This window comes from Neorhizobium sp. DAR64872/K0K18 (genome assembly GCF_050500175.1).
Taxonomy (GTDB): domain Bacteria; phylum Pseudomonadota; class Alphaproteobacteria; order Rhizobiales; family Rhizobiaceae; genus Neorhizobium; species Neorhizobium soli.
In genome coordinates this window covers 1,576,954-1,601,192 of the sequence record NZ_CP191446.1, presented here as the reverse complement: position 1 = coordinate 1,601,192, position 24,239 = coordinate 1,576,954, and the positions used below count along the sequence as shown (strand labels likewise).

General features: G+C 59.6%; 24 protein-coding genes. 8 read left to right on the top strand and 16 right to left on the bottom strand.

The genetic code is table 11. The annotated features are described in order from the left end of the window. Nucleotides 1-101: 101 nt before the first annotated feature. Nucleotides 102-326 carry a hypothetical protein gene (locus ACQY1P_RS13365; RefSeq protein WP_062458069.1) on the top strand — a complete coding sequence of 75 codons (225 nt, stop codon included), beginning with the start codon at nucleotides 102-104 and terminating at the stop codon, nucleotides 324-326. 196 nt (nucleotides 327-522) lie between these two features. After that, nucleotides 523-780: a hypothetical protein gene (locus ACQY1P_RS13360; RefSeq protein ID WP_062457086.1), complete on the top strand. Its 258-nt coding sequence runs from the start codon at nucleotides 523-525 to the stop codon at nucleotides 778-780. 41 nt (nucleotides 781-821) lie between these two features. On the opposite strand, the gene ACQY1P_RS13355 is transcribed toward ACQY1P_RS13360, so the two are convergent. Further along, nucleotides 822-1,211 carry a RidA family protein gene (locus tag ACQY1P_RS13355; protein WP_430256599.1) on the bottom strand — a complete coding sequence of 130 codons (390 nt, stop codon included), beginning with the start codon at nucleotides 1,209-1,211 and terminating at the stop codon, nucleotides 822-824. A gap of 148 nt (nucleotides 1,212-1,359) precedes the next feature. Between ACQY1P_RS13355 and ACQY1P_RS13350 the strand changes: the two genes are divergently transcribed. After that, nucleotides 1,360-1,962, top strand: coding sequence for a TetR/AcrR family transcriptional regulator (locus tag ACQY1P_RS13350; RefSeq protein WP_430256598.1), 603 nt, complete (start codon nucleotides 1,360-1,362; stop codon nucleotides 1,960-1,962). 9 nt (nucleotides 1,963-1,971) lie between these two features. Here ACQY1P_RS13350 and ACQY1P_RS13345 read toward each other — a convergent pair whose 3' ends face one another. Further along, complete coding sequence (locus ACQY1P_RS13345; RefSeq protein WP_082476295.1) at nucleotides 1,972-4,329, bottom strand: bifunctional diguanylate cyclase/phosphodiesterase; 2,358 nt, start codon at nucleotides 4,327-4,329, stop codon at nucleotides 1,972-1,974. Nucleotides 4,330-4,479: 150 nt separating this feature from the next. Beyond that, a complete protein-coding gene (dusA, locus tag ACQY1P_RS13340; protein ID WP_430256597.1) occupies nucleotides 4,480-5,487 on the bottom strand; it encodes a tRNA dihydrouridine(20/20a) synthase DusA in 1,008 nt (335 codons plus the stop codon). 327 nt (nucleotides 5,488-5,814) lie between these two features. Between dusA and ACQY1P_RS13335 the strand changes: the two genes are divergently transcribed. Together ACQY1P_RS13335 and ACQY1P_RS13330 are read left to right on the top strand one after the other, a co-directional pair. After that, entirely contained in the window at nucleotides 5,815-6,630 is an 816-nt protein-coding gene (locus ACQY1P_RS13335; RefSeq protein WP_430256596.1) for a helix-turn-helix domain-containing protein, read from the top strand. A gap of 21 nt (nucleotides 6,631-6,651) precedes the next feature. Beyond that, nucleotides 6,652-9,231 (top strand): HWE histidine kinase domain-containing protein, encoded by a 2,580-nt coding sequence (locus ACQY1P_RS13330; RefSeq protein WP_430256595.1) that lies wholly within the window; start codon nucleotides 6,652-6,654, stop codon nucleotides 9,229-9,231. Nucleotides 9,232-9,335: 104 nt separating this feature from the next. Here ACQY1P_RS13330 and ACQY1P_RS13325 read toward each other — a convergent pair whose 3' ends face one another. Beyond that, nucleotides 9,336-9,599, bottom strand: coding sequence for a hypothetical protein (locus tag ACQY1P_RS13325; RefSeq protein ID WP_062457099.1), 264 nt, complete (start codon nucleotides 9,597-9,599; stop codon nucleotides 9,336-9,338). Nucleotides 9,600-9,818: 219 nt separating this feature from the next. Here ACQY1P_RS13325 and ACQY1P_RS13320 point away from each other — a divergent pair, with 219 nt between their 5' ends. Continuing rightward, nucleotides 9,819-10,505, top strand: coding sequence for a fumarylacetoacetate hydrolase family protein (locus tag ACQY1P_RS13320; protein WP_430256594.1), 687 nt, complete (start codon nucleotides 9,819-9,821; stop codon nucleotides 10,503-10,505). Between the two features lie 22 nt (nucleotides 10,506-10,527). Continuing rightward, on the top strand, nucleotides 10,528-11,055 hold the full coding sequence (locus ACQY1P_RS13315; protein ID WP_430256593.1) for a gamma carbonic anhydrase family protein: 528 nt from the start codon (nucleotides 10,528-10,530) through the stop codon (nucleotides 11,053-11,055). Here ACQY1P_RS13315 and ACQY1P_RS13310 read toward each other — a convergent pair whose 3' ends face one another. The 3 genes from ACQY1P_RS13310 to ACQY1P_RS13300 are packed head-to-tail and all read right to left on the bottom strand — an operon-like array spanning nucleotide 11,056 to nucleotide 13,245. Then, on the bottom strand, nucleotides 11,056-11,478 hold the full coding sequence (locus tag ACQY1P_RS13310) for a Fur family transcriptional regulator (protein WP_430256592.1): 423 nt from the start codon (nucleotides 11,476-11,478) through the stop codon (nucleotides 11,056-11,058). Further along, nucleotides 11,475-12,302, bottom strand: coding sequence for a zinc ABC transporter permease subunit ZnuB (gene znuB, locus ACQY1P_RS13305; protein ID WP_113112170.1), 828 nt, complete (start codon nucleotides 12,300-12,302; stop codon nucleotides 11,475-11,477). The genes ACQY1P_RS13310 and znuB overlap by 4 nt, the downstream gene beginning before the upstream one ends. Beyond that, complete coding sequence (locus ACQY1P_RS13300) at nucleotides 12,295-13,245, bottom strand: ATP-binding cassette domain-containing protein (protein WP_425503224.1); 951 nt, start codon at nucleotides 13,243-13,245, stop codon at nucleotides 12,295-12,297. Before ACQY1P_RS13300 ends, znuB begins: the two co-directional genes overlap by 8 nt. 115 nt (nucleotides 13,246-13,360) lie before the next feature. Here ACQY1P_RS13300 and znuA point away from each other — a divergent pair, with 115 nt between their 5' ends. Further along, nucleotides 13,361-14,344, top strand: coding sequence for a zinc ABC transporter substrate-binding protein ZnuA (gene znuA, locus ACQY1P_RS13295; RefSeq protein ID WP_430256591.1), 984 nt, complete (start codon nucleotides 13,361-13,363; stop codon nucleotides 14,342-14,344). A 93-nt stretch (nucleotides 14,345-14,437) separates the two neighbouring features. Here znuA and ACQY1P_RS13290 read toward each other — a convergent pair whose 3' ends face one another. The 9 genes from ACQY1P_RS13290 to ACQY1P_RS13250 form a co-directional block, all read right to left on the bottom strand. Continuing rightward, the gene (locus ACQY1P_RS13290) at nucleotides 14,438-14,779 is read right to left on the bottom strand and encodes an RcnB family protein (RefSeq protein WP_062457117.1); all 342 of its coding nucleotides are present in this window, start codon (nucleotides 14,777-14,779) and stop codon (nucleotides 14,438-14,440) included. Nucleotides 14,780-14,921: 142 nt separating this feature from the next. After that, nucleotides 14,922-16,532, bottom strand: coding sequence for a glycoside hydrolase family 43 protein (locus tag ACQY1P_RS13285; RefSeq protein WP_430256590.1), 1,611 nt, complete (start codon nucleotides 16,530-16,532; stop codon nucleotides 14,922-14,924). A gap of 84 nt (nucleotides 16,533-16,616) precedes the next feature. Then, nucleotides 16,617-17,663: an L-glyceraldehyde 3-phosphate reductase gene (mgrA, locus tag ACQY1P_RS13280; protein WP_430256589.1), complete on the bottom strand. Its 1,047-nt coding sequence runs from the start codon at nucleotides 17,661-17,663 to the stop codon at nucleotides 16,617-16,619. A gap of 68 nt (nucleotides 17,664-17,731) precedes the next feature. Further along, the gene (locus ACQY1P_RS13275; RefSeq protein ID WP_430256588.1) at nucleotides 17,732-18,868 is read right to left on the bottom strand and encodes a Gfo/Idh/MocA family protein; all 1,137 of its coding nucleotides are present in this window, start codon (nucleotides 18,866-18,868) and stop codon (nucleotides 17,732-17,734) included. Between the two features lie 26 nt (nucleotides 18,869-18,894). Continuing rightward, a complete protein-coding gene (locus ACQY1P_RS13270) occupies nucleotides 18,895-19,656 on the bottom strand; it encodes a sugar phosphate isomerase/epimerase family protein (RefSeq protein ID WP_430256587.1) in 762 nt (253 codons plus the stop codon). A gap of 104 nt (nucleotides 19,657-19,760) precedes the next feature. Continuing rightward, entirely contained in the window at nucleotides 19,761-20,933 is a 1,173-nt protein-coding gene (locus ACQY1P_RS13265; RefSeq protein WP_174196694.1) for an ABC transporter ATP-binding protein, read from the bottom strand. A 4-nt stretch (nucleotides 20,934-20,937) separates the two neighbouring features. Further along, entirely contained in the window at nucleotides 20,938-21,900 is a 963-nt protein-coding gene (locus ACQY1P_RS13260; RefSeq protein WP_430256586.1) for a carbohydrate ABC transporter permease, read from the bottom strand. Next, complete coding sequence (locus ACQY1P_RS13255; RefSeq protein WP_062457134.1) at nucleotides 21,893-22,795, bottom strand: carbohydrate ABC transporter permease; 903 nt, start codon at nucleotides 22,793-22,795, stop codon at nucleotides 21,893-21,895. The genes ACQY1P_RS13260 and ACQY1P_RS13255 overlap by 8 nt, the downstream gene beginning before the upstream one ends. A 97-nt stretch (nucleotides 22,796-22,892) precedes the next feature. After that, on the bottom strand, nucleotides 22,893-24,122 hold the full coding sequence (locus tag ACQY1P_RS13250; RefSeq protein ID WP_430256585.1) for an ABC transporter substrate-binding protein: 1,230 nt from the start codon (nucleotides 24,120-24,122) through the stop codon (nucleotides 22,893-22,895). Between the last annotated feature and the right edge of the window lie 117 nt (nucleotides 24,123-24,239).

Here is a 24,239-nt window from a genome sequence, read left to right as displayed (position 1 = left end):
GGTTTTGAGCACAAGCCAGAGCCACGCAACCAATCGCAGGATGGCAGTCTATGCCATTCTCGCGGTCCACGGCAGACATCGGCCGTTTCCAGGAGGAAAGCATGACAGCGACCAAGGACCAGTTCTTCAAGCCCGCGAAAATGTCGGCACAAGCCAAATCGGAGCAGACCAACTCCGTGGTGCGTGACATCCTGGACGCCGAAGTTATTGCTCGTGAAAAGAAGACAGAAAAACTACGTGCTCTGCGGCTCCAGCAGACCGCTGATGCCCCCGCCCCTGTAAAAAAAGCGGCGACGAAGACCAAGCGCGCGGTCAAGACTTCCTAATCTTTCGTTTTACTCCCGACTGCTTTTCCCGAATTGAACCAATTCGTTGGTTCTGCGTTAACTTGCACTGCGGGACGCATGCATACTCCGGGATGCAGCGCTCAGGTGTCGCCTTTTCAAAGACGCCCCGCAGTCTTTTCTGATCATCCGGCTATGCCGATATCAGGAGAGTGCCTGTCAAGGATGCGAGGGTAGAATGTGTCAGGACAACGCCTCATCGGCGATCGTGCTAGGTTCGGATGATCTCGAACTTCTTCAGAGATTCCTGGAAGCCTGGTGCGAAGAAAGACATGTGGACGTGTCGAGCGAGGAGGCTCAGACTGTCGCATCGGGTCTTTTCAACTGGTACCAGTTTGAACTGAATGATCGCAACAACCTCAAGTCGGAACCGCCCGAGCCTTTGCCGGAATCGGTCGAATTGAAGCGATTGCTACGGCAACTCGCCGTAGCCTGATATTGGGCCCTGACCGTGCTGCAATCGCGGCTCGCTCGGGATTACGGGATACGAGCGATCACTTTGATCTCGAAATCGAACCCCGCGAGCCAGTTTACCCCGACCGCTGTCCAATTCGGGTACGGCTTTTCCCCCATTATGCCCAAGCGAACTGCCTGAATCGTCCCGAACTGATTTTCAGGGTCGGTGTGAAACGTGGTGACGTCGATGATGTCGTCGAACCCGCAGCCTGCCGCTGCGAGAACCGCTCGCAGATTGTCGAACGCGAGTCGAACCTGTTTCTCAAAATTCGGTTCCGGCGTTCCGTCATCACGGCTGCCAACCTGTCCGGACACGAAGAGAAGATCCCCCGACCTTATCGCGGCTGAGTATTTGTTGATGTCGTAAAGGGCCTGTCGGCCTGCGGGGAAAATTGCTTCTCGTTCGATCATAGCTCGTCTCCAATCGGTTGTTGCGTCCACGGCGTTGCAGGAGCCTTCCCTGACCACGTCAATCTTGATATACGCTCCGTATGCAACTACGTATCTCAGATACGCTGCGTATGTCAACTGCTGTAAGAATCCGGTTTAGGGGTGAGCGATGGCGCCGAGCAAGCGTACAACGATGATGGAAGAAACGCGGGTCAAGCTGATCAGCGCGGCGCGCAAGTCCTTCGCCGAGAAAGGCTATGCCAGCTCGTCCATGGACGACTTCACGGCGTCCGCTGGCCTGACGCGGGGTGCGCTCTACCATAATTTCGGAGACAAGAAGGGTCTTTTACAAGCGGTGATCGATCAGATTGATTCCGAGATGCTGGGGCGGATGCGTGCTGCCGCAAACCACGCCGGCGGGACACTTTGGGACGGCTTTCTTGCCGAGGCGGTCGCCTATATCGAGATGTCGCTGGAGCCGGAAATTCAGCGCATCATGTTGCTGGATGGTCCTGCTGTCCTCGGCGACCCATCGCGTTGGCCCAATCAGAACGCCTGTCTGCGCACCACGGCGGACACGATCAGCGCTCTCATCGCCGAAGGGACAGTCAGGAGCATGGATGCGGAAGCCGCCGCACGTCTCATCAACGGTGCGGCACTCAACGCCGCACTGTGGATCGCTGCGGCCGACGATCCGCCGGCCGTGTTGGAAAAAGCCGTCGAAGCGTTCCGTCACCTTGCCAGCGGGTTGCTGACGAAACAGCCCGTATGATCGCCCACCTCAACCTCGACGGCGATAAGTCGGAAGATTGCGAATTCCTGAGAGGATCTCCACTTCGCCCTCGCTCTTCGGCTTGCCGAGGAGAAAACCCTGCAGCTGTTCGCAGCCGTCTTCGACCACCATCCGGTGCTGCCCGAAGGTCTCGATGCCTTCCGCGACGACGGGCAAGTCCAGGCTCTTGCCGAGCCCGATGATGGCTTTGACGATGGCACGGGCGCTGTCGCTTTCCTCCATCTCGCTGATAAAACTGCGGTCGATCTTGATCTTGTCAAAGGGGAAGCTGTGCAGGTTGCTGAGCGACGAATAGCCGGTGCCGAAGTCATCCATCACCACATGGACTCCCAGCGCCTTCAACCGGAGCAAGGTCGCGAGCGTCGTGTCGCGATCCTTGAGCAGCGAGGTCTCTGTGATCTCGAGTTCAAGCCGGTGGGGCTCCAGGCCGCTCTCATCCAGTGCCGACGCAATCATGTCGACAAGGTTCGGGAAGCGAAACTGGATGGCCGAAACGTTGACCGCTACCGCCAGGCCGTCATCCCAGGTACTGGCGACCCTGCAGGCTTCGCGCATCGCCCATTCACCGATCGGCACGATGATGCCGGTTTCCTCGGCAACCGGAATGAAGACGCTCGGTGAGACATTGCCCCATTGCGGATGCTTCCACCGCATCAGGGCCTCATAGCCCGAGCAGAGGCCGCTTGTGGCATCAAAGAGTGGCTGGAATACCATGCTGAGTTGCGACCGCAGTACGGCGTAGCGCAACTCGCTCTCGATCTCGCGCCGCTCGCGCAGCTCTGCGTCCATTGCCGCGGAATAGAATGCTGCCGTACCACGTCCCGAGAACTTCGCATTGTAGAGGGCCATGTCGGCCGCATTGCGCAAGTCATCAGGCGTTTCTCCGTCGTCCGGATAAACCGCGCAGCCGATGCTGACGCCCACGGCGGTGGGATCGAGTGCAACATTCATTTCGGTGCGGAAGGTTTCGAGGATACGCTCGGCGAGCAGGTTTGCGCCCGCCGGCTGTTCGACGCCTGTCTGGAGAATGATGAACTCGTCGCCGCCGATGCGGGACGGCGTATCGGCCGGACCGACACAGCGCCGCAGGATATCGGCGACCCGGATCAGGACACGATCGCCTTCTGCATGGCCGAACACATCGTTGACGGCCTTGAAGCGGTCGAGATCAAGGGCAAGCACCGCCAGCACATCGCCGGAAAGTGCAGCCGTCCTCAAGGCACCGTCGAGCCGATCGTTGAAGAGCGTACGGTTGGGAAGGTCAGTCAAAGCGTCGTGGCGAGCCATGTGTTCGATGCGGCGCTCCGCAATGCGCTTCTCGGTCAGATCGCGGACAGCCAGAACCTGGCAGGAGCGACCGCGATACTCGATCGTATGGACGGCAACCTCCAGAAAGACCTCACGGTCCGTCACTTTCGGCGTGGCAGCGACTGCGGAATTCCTTTGAGCCGTCAGCGGAAGACCGTCGGCTGCAGCCAGCAGATCGTCGGGATCTCGGCCGAGGATGTCGCGGTCGCGCAGCAACAGCAAGTCGGCAAAGCGAGCATTGGTCTCGATGACGCGGCCATCGCGAACCACCGCGAGGCCTTCGAGGGTCGCGTTGGCAAAGCCACGCAAATCCGTCAGGTACCGGTCGATGAAGCTCGCAGCAACAGTCGTCAGCACGATCACACTCATGACGATCGAAACCGCGCCAATGAGCCAGATCCGCCCGCCACCGTCGAGCGAGGCCTCTGGAAGCGTCGGATCGGGGATCAGCTCGGTCGCCGACATCGCAGTAAAATGCAGGATGCAAATGGCAGCAACACTGGCAGCGACTGCACAGATCAGGCGCAGGGTGCTTCTTCGAAGCGTCGTGGAGGCGAACGCCGCGGTGAAGAGAGAGAAAGAGACAACAGAGCCGATCAAGATGGGCGTCATTTCGTAGCGGGTCGTTGCCGCGGCACGGATCGCTTCGGTGCCGATCAAGTGCATGGCGGCGACCGTGACGGTGGCGACCATGCCGGCTGCGAGCGAAGAAACCGTCTTCGATCGATCGGCAATCTGCAGCGCCAACCAGAAGCCGGCGACGGCAGTCAGAGCCGATACAAGGGTGAGGACGCGCTCGAATTCGATCGCTATCGTGCCCTGGTAGGCGAGCATTGCCACGAAATGCGTCGACCAGATGGAAAGCCCGCCCGTGGCGCTGGCGACAAGGAGCCAGATCCGCCGCCGACGTTCGTTGCACTCGATCGCCCGTCTATGGATCAGAAAAAATGCGAGCATGCCGACGACGCAGATGCCGGCCGCGAGAAGAACAGTGCTTCGATCATGCTGAACCACGACGCATTCGAGAACTCGAAACATGGATGCCACCACAAGAACGCACGACGAACAATTTCATCGACTTGTCAGCAAAACATTAGGTGTTAATATTTAAGGAAATAATAATATACAGTGGCGGCATGCACGTGTCCAAGAACGCGCCTTGGGTACGGGATATCGATCCCAAAAGGCTTATCCGGCCGCCTTTTCAAGCCCGGAGCTCAAATCCACCGCCGCGAACGCAGCGGTTAGGATTTCGGTCCCAGCGCCAGGCTTCGTCGCCTCTGACGACAGGATTTGGCGGAACCGACGCGCACCGGGATAGCCCTGAAACAGACCAACCATGTGACGCGTCACGTGATGCAATCTGCCACCGGAGGCGATAACCTGATCCGCATAGGCAATCATCGCGTCGCGCAGCGCCAGCCAGTCAGGGTCTGGATACTCAAGTCTTCCATCCAGAAGCGCATCGACGCCCGCCAGCAAGCCGGTGTTGTGATAGGCAGCGCGGCCGAGCATGACGCCATCCATCACCTCAAGGTGTTCAGCAGCTTGCTTAAGATCGGCAATACCGCCGTTGATCCCCAGAAACACATCCGGGTTCTCACGCTTCATCCTATGGACGAGATCGTAATCCAGTGGAGGAACCTCGCGGTTTTGTTTCGGCGACAGTCCCTGCAGCCAGGCCTTACGGGCATGGATCCAGATCGCGTCGGCACCGGCACCAATCATTCGCGCGAGAAAGTCCGGCAGGACGTCGGCCGGCTCCTGATCATCAACGCCGATGCGGCATTTGACGGTCACAGGCGCCTGTGAAACCTTTTTCATGGCTGTGACGAGGTCTGCAACATGCGCGGGGTCGCGCATCAGGCAGGCACCGAATGTCCCCGACTGTACCCGGTCCGAGGGGCATCCGACATTGAGGTTGATCTCGTCGTAACCGTAGTCACCGGCGATCCGGATCGCCTCGGACAGCTTTTCCGCATTCGAGCCGCCGAGCTGCAAGGCAACAGGATGTTCTGCCGGCGAATAGGACAAGAGCCGCTCCCGCGGCCCATGGATGATCGCATCGGCGACGACCATCTCCGTATAAAGAAGCGCGCGCGACGACAGCTGCCGGTGCAGGAAACGGCAGTGACGATCGGTCCAGTCGATCATAGGCGCGACGGCGAAGACTTTTTTATGAGGATGCGTTGGCATGGTTTCCGAGCGGCTATTCCGGTGCGTGGCTGCACGGATAACAAGATTTTGAGCCTGGCGAAAGACAAACGGCAAAAATGCGTTGTCGTCAGGTTGGTGCGGATTGGAACCGGCTGGAGCGTAGATGGACTAAGTCTTGAGGTAAAAGCCTCTTCTACAGGGAAGTCGGCTCTGGACGGCCGAGATGCCAGCGAAGGTGAGAGGTCGCCAACCAAGGTGCAAGCCCTACCCTTCAGTAGCAAATTTTGTTTAATCCGAGCAAAATGCGTGCTAGTCAGACATATGAGTTCTTCTCGCGGTCTTGAGATAGATTTTGCAGAGCCGGCCATGGCGCATGTCGCACGGGCGGCGTTCGACTTGAACGGATTTTCGGCCGAGTATGTCGAGCTGAGCGGTGCTGAACCCTATGACTTCAGAAGCCGTGGCGAGAACCACTATCTCGCACTGCACGACATCACTCTCACTGATGGTGAGCTGAGCGTGGACGGTCTTCCGACGCTCCATAAAAAGGACTTGCGCGACACGATCACCTTCGTGCCCAAAGGCTGCGGCATCGAGGGTTGGTGCCAGCCTCAGCCACGAACCAACCGATTTGTCGCTATGTATTTCGATCCAAAGGCGATCCGTGAAGATCTGGCTGGTAGATATTCCGAGCGGGATCCTGCGCCGTTCGCCTACTCGCGCGATCCACAGTTACGCGTCACACTCAAGAAGCTTGAAACGGTTCTCAGGGCACCTCATGTGGACGAGCTCCACGCGGAGAGCGTCTGCCTGCTGGCATCGCTTGAGGTTTTTGGGGTCATGGCCGACAGGCAGGGGCGTCTGTCGGACCGACAGATCGCCGCGGTCACGGATTACGTGGAGGGGCATCTGCAGGCAACAGTCGGCCTGGCCGAGCTGGCCGCTGTTGCCGGGCTCAGCCGTTTTCATTTTTCCCGCGCCTTCAAGGCAACGACCGGGGAAAATCCACACTCGTTTGTTCAACGGCGGCGCATCTCGCGAGCTGTCACGCTCCTTGCTCAGGTTGACCTGCCCATCGACGCGATTGCCGGGGCAGTCGGGTACAAGGGCACACCACAGTTTCGAAGGGCGTTTCATGAGGTGATGGGGACCTCGCCGCTGAAATATCGTCTGCAACGTTAGGCAAAATGGCGGGGGCCACCAATGGGCTATGAGTACACAGATGCCAGTCTGATCGTCTGCGATAGGGAGCCAATCACGCAACTCGAAGAGATCCAGAATTTCGCGTTCCTCGTTGCGATGTCGAACGACTGGACGATCGTTCGCGTATCCGAGAACTGCGAAACATTCTTCAACGTCAAACCGGAGAAACTCCTGGGCACGCGCTTCGACACGTGGATCAGTGAGACGGCGCTCCACGACATCCGGAACCGGATGGCGATTTTGGCGTCAACGACAGGAGAGAGAATCTTCGACGTGAAGCTGGTGCAGGGATTGCCCAACGTCGATCTGTCGATCCATTTTCAGGGCGATCTTTTGATTGTCGAAGGCGAACGGACACAGAAGACCGAACGGGTGGAGGCGGCTTCGATGGTTCGCGCAATGGCTGCGCGTCTGACCAAAGTTCCTTCAATCGAGAAATTCCACAGAGATGCGGTCCGACAGGTCCTGGCGATCACCGGCTTTGATCGAGTGATGATCTATCGGTTCGACACAGACGGTCATGGCGAAGTCATCGCGGAATCAACACGCGCCGGGGTGGATAGCTTCCTCGGGCTTCATTATCCCGCGTCGGATATCCCACGCCAAGCGCGCGAATTGTACTTGCGCAACCCTTTCCGCATCATAGCCGACGTCGCGGCACCAACCGTGGCGTTACTGCCTCCCGCGGACGCGGTCACGCCACCGCTTGACCTGTCGATGTCGATCAGCCGCGCCGTGTCTCCGGTTCATATCGAATATCTGCGCAACATGGAGGTTGGTGCCTCCCTATCCATTTCGATCGTCGTCGAGGAAAAGCTGTGGGGGCTTATCGCATGCCATGCCAATGGACCGCGCCTGCCGAGCTTCATCATGCGGACGGCATCGGAACTGTTCGGCGCGATGTATTCGATGATGCTGGAGAGCCGTCTGCGGCGCGGCAGCGAGGAGCACGAGCATCGCGCACGTGCTTTGGCTGATCGCGTCATTACGATGATTGCTGGTGACGAATCGTTGATGGAAGATGCTCAGTGGCTGCAGGACATGACGCGCGACATGTTGGATTGCGATGGTGTCGCAATTTACCGTCGCGGCAAAGCTCATCTTCACGGCGCCACGCCGTCGGAACATAATGTCATCTCTCTGGCCCATCATCTGAACGCCGCCTCGCCGAGCCGGGTCTTCACGACCGACAACTTGGCTTCGGTCCATGCGCCGTGCAGCGAGACAGCGGACCGCGCCGCCGGCATGCTGTCGATCCCCATCTCGCGGGTTCCGCGCGACTATATCTTGCTGTTCCGCCGCGAGCGGCTGAGCGAGATCAGGTGGGGTGGCAATCCTGCAAAGCCAGCGGAAGCAGGCACCGAGAGCGAACGCATATCGCCCCGCAAAAGCTTCGCAGCATTCGCCGAACTCGTCCGCGGCAAATCCAACCCTTTTTCCGATCGCGATCAGCGCATCGGCGAAGCGATCAGACAGGCACTGATCGAAGTCATCCTGCGCTATTCGGACGGCGCCAGCGACGAGAGACGACGTGCTTCCGAACGTCAGGAAGTGCTGATTGCCGAACTCAATCACCGCGTCCGCAACATCCTTGCCCTGATCCGCAGTCTCATGACGAAGACAAGCCACACGGCCGTTGATGTCGCGAGCTATGTCGAATCGCTCGGCGGACGGGTGCAGGCGCTCGCGCGAGCCCATGACCGCGTCACGCGCCAGAGCTGGGGCCCCGCGCCGCTCGCCGGCATCTTTCAGGATGAGATCGCGGCACATGATGGCGTACGCGGTCGATTTACCTTGAAGGGGCCGAACGTTCTGCTGCAGCCACAGGCGATGTCGACCATTGCGCTGGTCGTCCATGAACTCGTCACCAACAGCTGCAAGCATGGCGCGCTTTCGGCAAACGGCCGCATAGAGGTGACCGTCGACTCGGTCGACGGCGAAGGCGTCTACATCAAATGGAAGGAAATCGGCGGCCCGGCCGTGGTTGCGCCGACACGGCGAGGGTTTGGGTCTGTCATCGTCGAGAAAACGATTCCGTTCGATCTGAAGGGAACGGCAGAGGTCCGCTTCCTGCTGGCCGGGTTGGAAGCGGATTTCTTCATCCCGCTGAATTATGTGATCATTGCGCCTGAAGACCCGGCACCGACGCAGACGATGATTGAGCCCGATACCCTGAAAGCAACCGGCCTCCCCCCAAAGCAACTACTGCACGATGCTCAGGTTCTGCTGGTCGAGGACAACATGCTCATCGCACTGGAGGCCGAGGACATGCTGTACGAGCTGGGCGCGGTTCAGGTTCACCTCGCCTCCACTATTGCCGAAGCCGAACAGTTGCTTGCCAAGCAGAGTTTCCAGTTCGCTATGCTGGACATCAATGTCGGTCGCGGCACAAGTTTCGATCTTGCGACCAAGCTCGGGCAAGCCGGAACGCCGTTCATCTTCGCGACCGGCTACGGCAACGAATTGGCGATCGCGCGCAGAAAGGAAAGTGAGGTCGTCATCCAGAAGCCCTATGAGCGTGATCATCTTGCGCGCGCCGTGCAACAGGTGCTGACGAAAGCGACTGTCGAAGGTGGCTGACGAAAGTGCTCGCGCTCTAGTCATTCATCCGCTCTGAAACGACGTTCCCTGCTCCCACTGCGGTCAATGACCTCAACCGGCAGGTTGCCAGCATGACAGCCCGTTCAGTGAACCGACTGTCCGTCGTCCTCTTCGAGGAAGCTTTTGATGCCATCGCGTTCGGCGGTGGCGAGGAATTCTTCCCAGGCGTCCTTGTCGGTCGCGAACGTCTCTTCCCAGCTGGTCACGACTTCCGTCTGGCTGATGACCTCGAGCGTCCAGTCGCCATTGGTATCGGCCGGGCGATAGATATCAACGAGCACGGTGACGCCATCGTCTTCGAACTCACCGGCGAATTCTGAATGTTCGAGTTTGGGCTGTTTCGTCATCGGTGAAGAACCTTCGTTTTCGTGCTGTCTTTAGAGAGACGCCAGCTCAACACGCCGGCCCTTGTTCGGTTGCATGGCCGGCATATTTGCCGAATGCGCTTTCCCTTATAGCAAAGCGAAAATTCACGCCAGCCGTACGGCTGTGCAGAAATCGGGCTAGGATTGTCGGCCGAATTGGTGGACAAAGGACGCATATTGATGACCGGAGGATTTTTTTCGATGCGCGCTACCGTGATCCCTGCCCCGCAGCCCGTGCTTCTTGATGTCGAGGGCGAGACCGAACAGTTTCCGGTGCGCCGGGTTTATTGCGTCGGCCGCAACTATGCCGACCACGCCATCGAAATGGGCCATGATCCGTCACGCGAGCCGCCCTTCTTCTTTCAGAAGAATGCCGACAATCTCTATCATGGCGACACGTTTCCATACCCGCCAGTCTCTTCCGATGTGCATTTCGAAGTCGAGTTGGTGATGGCGCTTTCCGATGGCGGCGCCGACATTCCGGTCGAAGAGGCCCTGTCCAAGGTCTATGGCTACGGAATCGGCATCGACTTCACGCGGCGCGATGTGCAGGACAAGGCGAAGAAGATGAGCCGGCCGTGGGAATCGGCAAAGGCGTTCGAGCATTCGGCGCCCGTCTCCGCGCTCGTCCCGGCCGGAAAGATCGGACATCCGCAGGAAGGTGCGATTTGGCTCGAGGTCAATGGCGAGCGCAAACAGTCCGGCAACCTTAACCAGATGATCTGGAAACTGCCGGAAATCATCGCCGAACTGTCGAAGCTTTTCGTGCTTGCACCTGGTGACGTGATCATGACCGGGACGCCGGCCGGCGTCGGTCCGATCATCAAGGGCGACACGATTACCTGCAGCGCCGAGGGTGTCGGAGAACTCTCTCTCACCGTGGTCTGAAGCACAAATCAGGGTTCAACAGATGCCGATCTACGCGCTTGGTGAATTCCAGCCTAAACTCCCCTCTGCCGACCGCTTCTGGATCGCGCCGGATGCGAACGTGATTGGCAAGGTGGAACTGGGCGAGGATGTCGGCATCTGGTTCGGCGTGACGCTTCGCGGCGACAACGAGCCGATCACCGTCGGCGCGCGGTCGAACATTCAGGAGGGCGTGATGGTGCATACCGATCCCGCCTACCCCGTCGTGATCGGCTCGGACTGCACGATCGGCCACCATGCGATCGTGCATGGCTGCATCATCGGCGATAATTCGCTTGTCGGGATGGGTGCTACCATTCTGAACGGCGCAAGGATCGGCCGCAACTGCCTGGTGGGCGCGAATGCGCTTGTGACCGAGGGGAAGGAATTCCCCGACAATTCACTGATCGTCGGCTCGCCTGCCAAGGCGATCCGTACGCTGGATGATGACGCTGTCGAACGGCTGCAGCAATCTGCGGCGCGCTATGTGGAAAACTGGAAACGGTTTTCCCGCGATCTCAGGCCGGTGTGACTACGCGGCACATTTCTCGCAGATGCCGCGGATCTCGATCGTCGTCTTTGATGGCTTGAAGCCTTTGCTGGATGCCCAATCCGTGAGGTGGTGATCGACCTCATGATCGTGGAATTCCATGACCTGGCTGCAGCTTTCGCAGATTGCGAAGGCAACCGTGCCGTGGCCGTGCCCCTTGCCGCAGCACGCGCTTTCTCGGTGCGCGCAGGCCACGAATGCATTGAGGCTTTCCAGCCGGTGAACCATGCCGAATTCTGTCAGCTTGTCGAGCGCACGGTAAACCTGAAGCGGTGCACGGAAGCCGTGGTCGCGCAGTTTGTCAAGGATCGTGTAGGCGCTGAGCGGCCCATCGGCACGGTCCAGTGCCTCAAACACCAGCGACTGGTTCTTGGTCAGGGCCGGATTGACGATCGGGGCGTTCATCCGCGCACTCCTTTATTGGTTGCCCGCTCATTCGTTTTGCGGCCGAAGGCGGGAAGCAAACTCATGATGAAAAGTAGGAGTGCGGCCACCACGATGGAAGGGCCGGACGGCGTATCATAGGTCAAAGAGCCGAAAAGACCGCCGACAACCGCCGCAGCGCCGATCAGCGAGGCGAAGACCGCCATCCATTCGGGGCTCGCCGAAAAGCGTCTGGCCGTCGCGGCCGGAATGATCAGCAGCGAGGTGATCAGCATGATGCCGACGATCTTCATGGCGATCGCGATGACCAGCGCCATCAGAAGCATGAAGAACAGTTTTGCCTGAGCCGGCCGCATGCCTTCGGCTTCCGCCACGTCTTCGCTCACTGTCGATGCGATGAGCGGGCGCCAGAGGAATGCGAGCGCTGCGACGACGACGATACCGCCACCCCAGATGAGCGCGATATCGGATGGCGTGACCGCCAAGATATCGCCGAACAGGAAGGCGATCAGATCGATCCGAACCCAGGTCATGAAGGCAACGAGGACAAGGCCGATCGCCAGAGCCGAATGCGAGAGGATCCCCAGCAGAGCATCCGCTGAGAGCGACTGGCGACGCTGAAGGAGGAGCAGCAGGCCGGAGACGAGGACGGCGACGCCGAACACCGACAGAAGAAGATTGACCTCGAAAAACAGCGACAGCGCCACGCCGAGCAGCGCCGAATGCGCCATCGTATCGCCGAAATAGGCCATGCGGCGCCAGACGACGAAACAGCCGAGCGGTCCGGCTGTCAGCGCCACGCCGACGCCGGCGATTAGTGCGCGAGTGAAGAAGTCGTCAAGCATGAGGCTTGCCCTCGCCGTGATGGTGGTGGGCGTGGTCGCCATCGTGGTGATGGTCGTGAGCACCATCGTGATGGTGCTTGTGGTCACCATGCTCGTGGTCGTGCCCGGCGTGATGCTCGTGATGGTGGCCGTCCTCGGGGTGGCAATGATCCGTGATCGAGCCGTCGCGGTGCTGGACCCGGCCGTCCGGCAGGTGGGTATGGTCGTGATTGTGGCTATAGACTGCGAGCGCACGGCCATTGGCGCCAAACAGCTTGGCATAGTCAGAACTCTGGCTGACCACTTCCGGCGTGCCACGGCAGCAGATATGACCGTTGAGGCAGATCACCGTGTCGGTCCCCGCCATCACCATGTGCAGATCATGCGAAATCATCAGGATGCCGCAACCCGTCGTGGTGCGGATCTTGCGGATCAGATCGTAGAGCGCTGCCTCGCCAGCGAAATCGACGCCCTGCACCGGCTCGTCCAGCACCAGCAGGTCCGGCTTGCGTGCCAAGGCGCGGGCCAGCAGCGCGCGCTGGAATTCGCCGCCAGACAGGTGCCGGACTTCGGCGTCTGCCAGATGCGCGATGCCGGTCGCTTCGAGCGCTGCGATCGTATCCTGATCGGAAATCGAGCTCGTCAGCCGCATCAGGCGACGAACCGAAAGCGGCATCGTCCAGTCGATCGAAAGCTTTTGCGGCACATAGCCGATGCGCAGGTCGCGGCTACGGGTAACGGCACCCTCGTCTGCCTTCAGGACACCAATCGCCATCTTGGCGGTCGTCGACTTGCCGGCGCCATTGGGTCCGATCAGCGTCACCACTTCGCCGCGGGCAATCGACAGATCGACGCCGCGCACCAGCCAGCGATTATCCCGGAAAATGCCGGCATTCGACAGCGATACGAGTTTCGCTGCGGCCTTTGCATGATCTCCAAGCGGCAGGTCGGCCCGGTTTCTCATCAGCATGGTCGTCTAAAAATCCTGTTGTCAGGCCTCTTGCAGACCCTCATGGCACACGTTATAGCATAACGCAATTGATGTAATAACATTACGTCATTTCACAAGGAGCTATCCGATGAAATTTGCCGCAACCCTCCTCCTCTCATGCTCGGCCCTGATGACCGCATCGAACGCATTTGCCGATGCACCCAGCGTCGTGGTCTCGATCAAGCCGATCCATTCGCTGGTCGCCTCGGTCATGAAAGGCGTGGGCGAGCCGAAGCTGATCGTCGAGGGCGCGGCCTCCCCGCATACCTACAACATGCGCCCATCCAACGCGTCGGCCCTGCAGAAAGCCGACCTGATCTTCTGGGTCGGCCATGGCATGGAAGCGTTTTTGGAAAAGCCGCTTGAGGCGCTCGGCGCCAAGGCTGCCGTGGTAAGCCTGGAAGACGCGCCGGGCCTGACCAAACTGAAGTTCCGCGAGGGCGGTGTGTTCGAGCCGGAAGCCGAAGAGGAAGGCCATGATCACGGACATAGCCACGGCAGCGAGGATCACGCCGCCGCCGCGGAAGATGACGGCGATCACGACCATGACGGCAACGATGTGCATCTGTGGCTCGACCCGATGAATGCCAAGGCGATGGCGCAGGAGATCGAAAAGGCGCTCGTGCAGGCCGACCCGGAAAACGCGACGACATATCAGGCGAATGGAGCAGACCTGATGAAGCGGCTCGATGCACTCGATACGGAACTGAAGACCACGCTCGAGCCGGTCAAGGACAAGCCGTTTATCGTCTTCCACGATGCCTATCAGTATTTTGAGAACCGCTACGGCGTGAAGGTTGCGGGATCGATCACGGTGAGCCCCGAATCCATTCCCGGCGCAGAGCGGGTCAAGGAAATCCATCAGAAGGTGGAGGAGCTTGGTGCCACCTGCGTGTTCGCGGAGCCGCAGTTCGAGCCGAAGCTGGTGAAGGTGGTGACGGAAGGAAGCAAGGCCCGGTCCGGCGTTCTCGATCCGGAAGCCGGAGCACTGACCGAGGGGCCTGATCTCTACTTCGAGATGATGCGCGGTCTCGCAACCTCATTGAAGACCTGCCTCTCGCAGGCTTCCTGATCTCCAAGAAATTCGCGGTGCTGCGACCTGCAGTGCCCCGTGTTGAGACAAACAGTTGGGGGACGTCGAACACTCGACGTCCCCCAACTCAATTTATCGGCCGGAAATGATGCTTGCGATTACGCCACTGGTGATGCCGACGAGCAGGAAGTCGTTATCCACCTTGACCCAACGCTGACCGCGCGGCGGGGCCGACAGGCGGTAGCGGCGATAATCGCGGACTTCCGCCATATGGCGGCGCTCAGCGGCCGACATGCGATGACCCCGCACCCAGCGCTTCTTGGTGACGACGACTTTCTTCTTTTCGATGACGACATGCTTGCCGGCCGGGCGGTGATGCTCCGGACCCTTGCGCCAATCCTGCGCCTGCGCTGTGGAGGCGATCGGCGCGACCAGAACGGTAGCGGCGAGCATGGCAATGATGAACTTCTTCATGGTTGTTTCCTCGTATTGAACACACGAGAGAATTAGAGCCCAACCGATGAACGCCATATGAATGGAAGATTAAAATTATGTAATGATCCTAGTGCCTTGGCGTCATATCTTATCGCAGGAAGTTAAGCGCTACGGGAGCTTCTCATACGATTGGCTCGTATACGAAGTCGTCGAAATCAGCGGCTTTCGCACGACCTGAGGTATCGAAGGCGAACACGCCCACGAACGCGCCGGTGAATGAGCCATGCTCGCCGCGTCCACCTTCGTCTGAGATGACAGAGGCGTCCAGCATCGGTCCGATCGGCTCCCAGTCGTTCGCTCCACCGGCGCGCCAGAAGAACTGGAGATCATTGTCATCGACCTCAATTGCCAGATGCACCGGTCCGTCCGGCACCGGCACGCCGCTTCCGGCTGGCCAGACGAGCTTTGCATGAGGGAAGTCGCCGGGGCATGACAGTACCGTTACGACGCGGCCAAGCTTCTCGTGCAGCGTGACGGCAACCGCATGCAGCTTGTGGCGATTGTAGTAGTGGGTAAGGCCTGCCACCTGCTGGTACGTATCGGGTAAGAAATCGACCACCGTCTCGGCGCGGTAGCGATGGTGCTCCTGCCTGCGGGCGACCAGCGCCTGCTCGAACCAGGAACCGATGCTCTCGCGGCCGATCAGGCGCAGATGTCCGGGGCGTTCCGTCAGGCTGAAGATCCGCTCCGGCTCGGGTGTGCGCAGCCACTGGAACTCGCTCGGCAGCACCGCCGTGTCGAACCGGTGCGCTACGCGACCGGTATCCTGAGCCACATCGGCGCCATTCGTCACGGGGACGTCGACGGCTGGAACCACGCCGCCATGTTCGAGATAGAGCCAGTCGTCCTTCCAGACGCATTTCTGCAGCGCCGTCTCGCGCCCGAGCGGTGAGCGGCGATGCGGTTCGATCGGTCGGCTGCAAAGATGTGTATGATAGACCTCGCCTTGCGGCGTCTCCACATATTGCCCGTGTCCGGACCGCTGCAGCAAAGCTTCCGGTGCATCCCTGGACGTGATGAGGTGGCTCGCGGGATGTAGCTCGTAAGGGCCGCCGATCGAATTGGACCGGGCCATCGTTACGGCGTGGTTATAGCCTGTGCCGCCTTCTGCCGTCGTCAGATAGTACCAGCCATTGCGTTTGAAGAGATGCGGGCCCTCGACGAGGCCGAGCGGACTGCCCGGGAAAATGTTGCTGATGGAACCCTTCAACGTCTTCGTCTCGGCGTCCCATTCCTGCATGAGGATGCCATCGAACGCCGGTGATTTCGGTGCACCGCCAAAGCTCTCGGTCCGGTGGTTCCACTGCATGTTCAGGAACCACTTGCGCCCGTCGTCGTCGTGAAACAGCGACGGATCGAAGCCGGAGGAATTGACATAGATCGGGTCGGACCAATCCCCTTCGATCGTCGGCGATGTGACGATGTAGTTGTGAGCGTCCTTGAAGCTGCCGTCGAACCGTTTCACGTCGGTATAGACCAACCAAAACAATCCATCCGCATGGGAGAGGCACGGTGCCCAGACGCCGCAGCTATCGGGATTGCCGCGCATGTCGAGCTGGCTTTTCCGCTCCAGAGGCCGCCGCACGAGCGTCCAGTTCACGAGGTCGCGGGAGTGGTGGATCTGAACGCCCGGATACCACTCGAATGTGGAGGTCGCGATATAATAGTCCTCGCCGATACGGCAGATCGATGGATCGGGATTGAAACCCGGCAGGATCGGATTGCGGATCATGGATTTCCTCCGGTGGTCGTAAAGTCTCAGGGCGCAGACTGCTCTCTCCTCAGTCTGCACCCGTGTCTCCCGCTGTGGGGAGGTTCACTTGCGGGCGGGACCCTCGCGTTCGGCCGACGCTGCCCAGAGGTTGATATCGGCCTCCTTGGCGTAACCGTCGATCTCGGCCAGTTCAGCTGCCGTGAATTCCGGGTTCTCGAGCGCCTTGACGCAATCCTCGACCTGTTCCGGGCGGCTGGCGCCGATCAGGGCCGTCGTCACGCGGCCGCCGCGCAGCACCCATGCAAGCGCCATCTGCGCCAGCGTCTGGCCTCGCCTTTCGGCAATGGCGTTCAGACCTTTGAGGTTCTCGACATTCTTGTCGTTGAGGAAGGCCGGGCGCAGCGACTTGCCCTGGGCGGCACGGCTGTCTTCTGGAATACCGCCCAGATATTTCGATGTGAGCATGCCCTGAGCCAGCGGCGAAAACACGATCGAGCCGACGCCGAGATCATCCAGCGTGTCGAGCAGACCGTCTTCCTCGACCCAGCGATTGATCATGGAATAGCTCGGCTGGTGGATGAGAACCGGCGTTCCGAGAGCCTTCAGGATCGCCGTAGCCTCCCGGGTGCGCTGCGAATTGTAGGACGAGAGGCCGACGTAGAGCGCCCTGCCCGAGCGAACGATGTGATCCAGTGCGCCGCAGGTCTCTTCCAGCGGCGTATCCGGATCGAAGCGGTGCGAATAGAAGATATCGACATAGTCCAGACCCATGCGCTTCAGGCTCTGGTCGCAGGACGCGATCAGGTACTTGCGGCTGCCCCATTCGCCATAGGGGCCGGGCCACATGTTGTAGCCGGCTTTCGTCGAGATGATCAGCTCATCCCGCAGTCCATGAAACTCATCGCGCAGGATCTGGCCGAAGGCCGTTTCGGCGCTGCCAGCCTTCGGGCCATAATTGTTGGCAAGGTCGAAATGGGTGATGCCGAGATCGAGGGCTTTTCTGCAGATATCGATCTTGCGCTGGTGCGGCGTGTCATCACCGAAATTGTGCCACAGGCCGAGCGAGATCGCCGGGAGTTTGAGGCCGGATCGGCCACAGCGATTGTATTTCATGGTGTCGTAGCGGTTATCCGCCGGGTGCCAAGCCATCTCTGAAAATTCCTCCGAATGAAAAACGGCGCCGACCTCTTCTTCGGCGCCGTGCACGTCATAGAGTATCAGACAAGAAGCGCCAGCGCTTCATCGATGCCGAGCGCGGCCGGTTGAGTGCAGGTCGTTGTGGTCGCAACGAAATTGCCCTCTTCTCCGGATTTGAGGATCGAGGTCATGACGTCGACGCCATGCAGCGCCCGGTCGATCGAGCAGCGAATGTCGCGCCCTTCGATCAGTGCCATGGCCATGTCGGCCAGACCTGCGGTGCGATAGTTTGCACGCGGACCGTTCGTCGGATGCTCCTGGTTGTTTTTGCTGAAAGGATGATCCCAGTCCTTGAGCGGCTGGATATCCTTGTCGCGGCCGCTTGCTTCCACCACGCCACCGAAGAAGTTCGGGTCGGGGACGTAGATCGAGCCTTCCGTGCCGTAGAGTTCCATATTGGCATGGCGATGCGACCAGACATCCCAGCTGGCCGAGAGGGTGATGGTTGCGCCTGCCGCGAACTCGAGCAGAGCGTGGATGTTGGTCGGGGTCTCGACCGGGATGCTCTGGCCCTTCAGCGGTTCGCTGGTGATTGTGCGCGTCGGATTGGCCATCGACGTCAATGCCGCGACCCGTTTGACGGGGCCGAGGAAGTTGACGAGGTTGGCGATATAGTACGGCCCGAGGTCGAGGATCGGACCTCCGCCGTTGAGAAAGAAGAAGCCGGGGTTCGGGTGCCACATTTCCATGCCCGGGCTCATGACATGGCATGTACCCGACGTGATGCGTCCAACGCCGCCGTCATCGATGAATTTTCGGGCCAGCTGGTGCGCGCCGCCCAAAAAGGTGTCCGGCGCGCAACCGATCGCCAGTCCCTTTTCCCGTCCAAGCGCCTGCAGCTGCTTTCCCTCTTCCAGCGTTATGGTCAGCGGCTTTTCGGAATAGACGTGCTTGCCGGCATCGAGAATGGCTTTCGAGACCTCAAAATGCGCGGCCGGTATCGTCAGGTTGACGATCACGTCCAGCTCGTCATTGGCGAGCAGCTCCGGAATGGTCTGCGCCTTCACCCCGTATTCTGCTGCCCGCAACCGCGCCGCCTCGGGATTGAGGTCGGCGCAGGCCAGAACCTTGATCCCCTTAAACAGCGGAGACAGCGCGAAATAGGTCATGGAAATGTTGCCGCATCCGATGATGCCGACGCCAAGTTCCTTGGTCATGGGAAACTCCGATCCAATATCTGAATTCAGTAGGTCTTGAAGGCGGCCATCGAACGGGATGCGAGCCGCTCGATATCCTTCGGGTTGTCGTGCTCCAGCACGAAGTGCTTGGCGGGTGTGTTCTTCAGTGCCGCCATCAAATCCTTCCACGGCACGGTGCCATGGCCGACGTCGGCCCATCCGTCTTCATCGGTATTCTCGCCGACCGGCGCGATGTCCTTGACGTGGACTGCCGAGATCTTCTTGCCGTAGCTTTCGATCCAGGTGAACGGATCCGCACCACCACGAACGACCCAGGCGATATCCGCTTCCCAGCTCAGATCAGGACCGCCGGCAAAGATCTGTTCCTGTGGCGTGGAGCCATCCGGCAGCTGCTTGAATTCGAAATCGTGGTTGTGCCAGCCGAATGTATAGCCGGCGTCCTGATAGCGTTTTCCGGCTTCCTGCAGGCGCTGACCGAAGGCAAACCACCCTTCCGCATCCGTGGGTCTCTGATCGGCTGCGAGATGGGGGCAATAGATGGCACTGATGCCGAGCGTCTTTGCGATCAGCAGTGCTCGGTCGGGCTCCTGTTCGAGGAGATCGAGACCGAAATGGCCTGTCGGCATCGTGAGTTCGTTGGCATCGAGATCTGCACGAAACTTCTGAAGACCGGCCTCGTCGAGCGTTCCGTAGAGACCGCCATAGCCCTCGACCTCACGGTAGCCGTGACTGGCCACGAGTTTCAGAACATCGGATAGCGGCGGGAAATTGCGGGCGCTGTAAAGCTGGAAACCGAGCGTCGTCATGTCATTCTCCTTGAAATGAAACTTTGGTCCGCGGAAAGCGAGAATACCGCTCTCCGCAGCCGGTCACTCTCCGGGGAGGAGGTGAACTATTGAAAAGCTGCGGATCAGATCCGCTCCTCCGTCGCCGCATCGAAAAGCGACGCCATGGTCATGTCGAAACCGAGGCGGACTTTCGATCCGACGGCGTAACGACGGGCCCCGCCGACACGGACGGACAGTGTGTGGGCGGCGAGTTTCAGCCAGATGAGATTGTCAGCACCCATCGGCTCCTCAATGTCGACGATCGCCTCATGGACTTCCTCACCGGCGATATCGGCATCGACCTTGATATGTTCCGGACGGACACCGAGAACGACCTTGCGCCCGGGCGTCAACGGTTCCGAAGCGCTGTAACCGTCGAGCAGGAAGCTGACACCGTTCGTCTTGAACACAGGACGGCCGCCCTCTTCCGCCAGCTCGCCATCCAGGAAATTCATCGAGGGTGAACCGATGAAGCCCGCGACGAACTTGTTCTTCGGTCGGTTGTAGATTGTGACCGGGTCGGCAAGCTGCTGGATGACACCGCTCTTCATGATGGCGATGCGGTCGGCCAGCGTCAGTGCCTCGATCTGGTCATGGGTCACGTAGATCATCGTGTTCTTGAGCTGCTGATGCAGCCGCTTGATCTCGACACGCAGCTCGGATCTGAGCTTTGCGTCCAGGTTGGAAAGCGGCTCATCGAACAGGAAGACGTCGACATCGCGCACCAGCGCACGGCCGATGGCGACACGCTGCCGCTGGCCGCCGGAAAGAGCTGCCGGCTTTCGCTGCAGAAGCGGTTCGATCTGCAGGATCGCCGAAGCACGCGCGACGCGTTTGGCGATGTCTTCCTTCGGCAGTCCGGCGACCCGCAGGCCGAAGGACAGGTTCTTTTCCACCGTCATCTGCGGGTAAAGCGCATAGGACTGGAACACCATGCCGATGCCGCGATCCTTGGGTTCCTCCCAGGTGACGTTGCGACCCTTGATGAAGATCTGGCCATCGGTCGGCTCCAGCAGGCCGGCGATGCAGTTGAGGAGCGTCGATTTCCCGCAGCCGGAGGAACCGAGCAGAACAAGGAATTCACCATCGTGAATGTCGAGGTTCAGGTCTTCGAGAACCGTGACCGCCCCGAAGGACAGCGACAGGTCGCGGATCGAGACGCTGTGCTCGCCGGATACGGTGGAGGGTTCGGGCAACGAGGTTGCACCTGGGGGAAATGCGTTGGTGTGTGGTGTCTGGACGGAAAGATCGGTCATGGGGTCATCCCTTCACTGCGCCAGCGGCGATGCCGCGGACGAAAAGGCGGCCGGATACGAAATAGACGATGAGAGGAACGGCACCGGTCAGGAGCGTTGCCGCCATATTGACGTTGTATTCCTTCACCCCCTGCACGGAGTTGACGATGTTGTTGAGCTGCACCGTCATCGGGTAGCTGTCGGGCCGCGTGAAGACGACGCCGAACAGGAAGTCGTTCCAGATGCCGGTGACCTGCAGAATCATCGCCACGACGAAGATCGGCAGTGCCATGGGCAACATGATGCGCCCGTAGATCTGCCAGAACCCGGCACCATCGATGCGCGCCGCCTTGAACAGTTCTTCGGGCAGCGAGGTGAAATAGTTGCGGAACAGCAGCGTCAGGATCGGCATGCCGAAGATGGTATGGACGATGATGAGGCCGGTCAGGGTTCCGTAGATCCCCATTTCACGCAGGATGATGACGATCGGATAGATCATAACCTGATACGGAATGAAGGCCCCGATGATCAGGATGGAAAAGAACAGTTCCGACCCTTTGAACCGCCAGTTGGCGAGCGAGTAGCCGCTGACCGAGGCGATGAAGATCGAGACCACCACAGATGGCAAAAGGATGCGGACGGAGTTCCAGAAGCCGCGTGACAAGCCGTCGCAATTAAGGCCGGTGCAGGCTTCTGCCCATGCCTTTACCCAGGGCTCGAACGTGATCTCCATGGGCGGAGAGAAGACGTTGCCCATGCGTATCTCGGGCATGCCCTTTAGCGATGTCACGACCATCACGTAAAGCGGCAGAAGGTAGTAAAGCGCCGCAAGGCCGAGCGTGCCGTAGAGCATGATATTGCGGCGTGAAAGCCGGCGCTTTGGTTTGCGACCGCTCGGACCGTCCAGTGCACGCGACGGGGTTGCGGCCAGCACGGTAGCATCTGTGACGACGGTCGATGTGGTGTCGAAAGTGGAAACGTTAGCCACGCTTGCGCCCTCCGAATTCGAGATAAGCCCATGGGACAATGATGATGGCGACGGTCAGCAGCATCATGGTCGATGCGGCAAAGCCCTGGCCAAGGTTCTGCGCCTGAAACATGTAGTCGTAGACGTATTTCGCGGGCACTTCGGACGCGTTGCCGGGTCCGCCTGAGGTCTGCGCCACGACGAGATCGTAGAGCTTGACGATGCCGCTCGCGATGATGACCAGCGTGGTGATGAAAACCGGACGCATCATAGGGATGACGATGAAGAGGTAGGTCCGCCACATCGGAATGCCGTCGACGCGCGACGCTTTCCAGATATCCTCGTCGATGCCGCGAAGACCTGCGAGCATGAGGCACATGACGAGCCCCGTGCCCTGCCACAGCCCGGCAATCAGGATGCCGTAGATGACGATGTCGGGGTCATAGACCGGATTGAATTCGAAGGTCTCCCAACCGAGCGACCGGACGATGTGCTGGATGCCGAATTCGGGGTTCAAGATCCATTGCCAGACGAGGCCGGTGACGATGAAGGACAGCGCGAACGGATAGAGAAAGATCGTCCGGAAAACGTTTTCGAAGCGGATCTTCTGGTCCATCAGCGCGGCGAGCACAAAGCCGACAACGAGGCTGAAGATCAGCGACAGGATGCCGTAGATCGCGAGATTCTGGATGGAGATCAGCCAACGTGCCGAGCCCCACAAGCGCTCGTACTGATCAAACCCGACGAATGTTGCGCGCGGCAGCAGTCTCGAATTGGTAAAGGAGTAGATGACGGTCCAGACGGAACCGCCGAGGAAAATTACCAGCGCGACGAAGATCATCGGGATGGAGGCAATTTTCGAGTTCAGGTTGCGAAAAAGCTGATTTGGTCTGGCAGATTGATGGGTTTTCGCCATGTGTTGTCCTCGATCGGCTGCAGCGTGAAGGCCGCAGGTTTCCGGGCCGGCCCCGCGCTGATGCGGGGCCGGTCAAGGTCAGCGATTGAAAGCGGTGTCAGTCCGCAGAGCTGATGATATCGACGAAGCGCGCCTGAGCATCCTTCACGGAGATGGAGCTGCTGAAGAACTCCGACATCAGATCTTCCTTCTGTTTCTGCGTATCGGCAGAGACAAGCTGGTCGGTGCTAATGGCGGTGTTACCCTTGGCGATGATCGCGATACCCTTCTTCATGCAGTCGTTGGCGGCTGCCATGTCGATATCGCCACGGATCGGAACCGATCCCTTTTTCAGGTTGAACGCGACCTGTAGCTTGGGATCGACGATCGTTTCGGCGAGAACGTTCTGCGCCTCCGATTTTGCCTCGTCCTTCAGCAATGGGAAATAGATCGCATCGCCGTTGGTGGTGAGCACGTCGTTGATGCCGAGCCCTGGCAGGCAGGTGTAGTCGGTGCCGGCAGTCTTTCCTGCCAACGAGAACTCGCCCTGTGCCCAGTCACCCATGACCTGGCCACCGGCCTTGCCGGTCAGCACCATGTTGGTTGCCTGGTTCCAGTCCTGTACGTTCGAACCCTTGGCGAGTTCGCGTGCCTTGTCGGCTGCTGCAAAGATCTTGGCCATTTCAGGCCCTGCAGCAACCTTTGCGTCCTTGTCCTTGTAGACCTTCTCGTAGAGGTCTTTGCCGCCCAGCGAGATCAGCAAGGTATCGAACAAGCCATTGGCCTGCCACGGCTGACCACCCAGTGCCAAAGGCTGGATACCGGCCTTCTTGAGCGCGGGCGCTGCTGCGACGAACTCGTTCCAGTCCTTCGGAACGGCAACGCCTGCCGTCTTGAAGGCTGCGTTCGAGAGCCACAGCCATTGCCACGAGTGGATGTTGATCGGGGCACAATAGATCTTGCCCTCGAACGTGCAGCTGTCGAGCAGGTTGGCAGGCTTGATAACCTCTTTCCACTTGCCCTTCTCAGCCACATCGCTCAGGTCTCGCATGAGACCTGACTGGACCAGTTCTTCGGCCTGCCGGCCGTGGTTGAACTGCGTGGCGCCCATCGGGTCACCACCGGTGATCCGGCTGATCATGATCGGCCGCGCGGTTCCTCCCGAACCTGCGATGGCACCATCAACCCATTTGTTGCCGGTAGCATTGAAAGCGCTCGCCAGTTCCTTGACAGCTGCAGCCTCTCCCCCCGACGTCCACCAATGGGTGACCTCAAGATCGGCTGCCTGAACAAAGCACGGCAATGCCACGGTGGCAGCCATAGCGGCTGCAAAAGCACGGATGCGCATGAGTCTCCTCCCTCACTGAAACGTTGCAGTAAAAGGCTAGGACAAACATCGATGGAGGGCAACCGAAAATCGCGTGAAAGATTCGGAGCAGGTTCGCAGCGATGTCCGACAGCAGCC

Coding starts and splice junctions, on each gene's coding strand:
- ACQY1P_RS13365 (WP_062458069.1), top strand. CDS start 102: ATGACAGCGACCAAGGACCAGTTCTTCAAGCCCGCGAAAATGTCGGCA.
- ACQY1P_RS13360 (WP_062457086.1), top strand. CDS start 523: ATGTGTCAGGACAACGCCTCATCGGCGATCGTGCTAGGTTCGGATGAT.
- ACQY1P_RS13355 (WP_430256599.1), bottom strand. CDS start 1,211: ATGATCGAACGAGAAGCAATTTTCCCCGCAGGCCGACAGGCCCTTTAC.
- ACQY1P_RS13350 (WP_430256598.1), top strand. CDS start 1,360: ATGGCGCCGAGCAAGCGTACAACGATGATGGAAGAAACGCGGGTCAAG.
- ACQY1P_RS13345 (WP_082476295.1), bottom strand. CDS start 4,329: ATGTTTCGAGTTCTCGAATGCGTCGTGGTTCAGCATGATCGAAGCACT.
- dusA (WP_430256597.1), bottom strand. CDS start 5,487: ATGCCAACGCATCCTCATAAAAAAGTCTTCGCCGTCGCGCCTATGATC.
- ACQY1P_RS13335 (WP_430256596.1), top strand. CDS start 5,815: ATGGCGCATGTCGCACGGGCGGCGTTCGACTTGAACGGATTTTCGGCC.
- ACQY1P_RS13330 (WP_430256595.1), top strand. CDS start 6,652: ATGGGCTATGAGTACACAGATGCCAGTCTGATCGTCTGCGATAGGGAG.
- ACQY1P_RS13325 (WP_062457099.1), bottom strand. CDS start 9,599: ATGACGAAACAGCCCAAACTCGAACATTCAGAATTCGCCGGTGAGTTC.
- ACQY1P_RS13320 (WP_430256594.1), top strand. CDS start 9,819: ATGCGCGCTACCGTGATCCCTGCCCCGCAGCCCGTGCTTCTTGATGTC.
- ACQY1P_RS13315 (WP_430256593.1), top strand. CDS start 10,528: ATGCCGATCTACGCGCTTGGTGAATTCCAGCCTAAACTCCCCTCTGCC.
- ACQY1P_RS13310 (WP_430256592.1), bottom strand. CDS start 11,478: ATGAACGCCCCGATCGTCAATCCGGCCCTGACCAAGAACCAGTCGCTG.
- znuB (WP_113112170.1), bottom strand. CDS start 12,302: ATGCTTGACGACTTCTTCACTCGCGCACTAATCGCCGGCGTCGGCGTG.
- ACQY1P_RS13300 (WP_425503224.1), bottom strand. CDS start 13,245: ATGAGAAACCGGGCCGACCTGCCGCTTGGAGATCATGCAAAGGCCGCA.
- znuA (WP_430256591.1), top strand. CDS start 13,361: ATGAAATTTGCCGCAACCCTCCTCCTCTCATGCTCGGCCCTGATGACC.
- ACQY1P_RS13290 (WP_062457117.1), bottom strand. CDS start 14,779: ATGAAGAAGTTCATCATTGCCATGCTCGCCGCTACCGTTCTGGTCGCG.
- ACQY1P_RS13285 (WP_430256590.1), bottom strand. CDS start 16,532: ATGATCCGCAATCCGATCCTGCCGGGTTTCAATCCCGATCCATCGATC.
- mgrA (WP_430256589.1), bottom strand. CDS start 17,663: ATGGCTTGGCACCCGGCGGATAACCGCTACGACACCATGAAATACAAT.
- ACQY1P_RS13275 (WP_430256588.1), bottom strand. CDS start 18,868: ATGACCAAGGAACTTGGCGTCGGCATCATCGGATGCGGCAACATTTCC.
- ACQY1P_RS13270 (WP_430256587.1), bottom strand. CDS start 19,656: ATGACGACGCTCGGTTTCCAGCTTTACAGCGCCCGCAATTTCCCGCCG.
- ACQY1P_RS13265 (WP_174196694.1), bottom strand. CDS start 20,933: ATGACCGATCTTTCCGTCCAGACACCACACACCAACGCATTTCCCCCA.
- ACQY1P_RS13255 (WP_062457134.1), bottom strand. CDS start 22,795: ATGGCGAAAACCCATCAATCTGCCAGACCAAATCAGCTTTTTCGCAAC.
- ACQY1P_RS13250 (WP_430256585.1), bottom strand. CDS start 24,122: ATGCGCATCCGTGCTTTTGCAGCCGCTATGGCTGCCACCGTGGCATTG.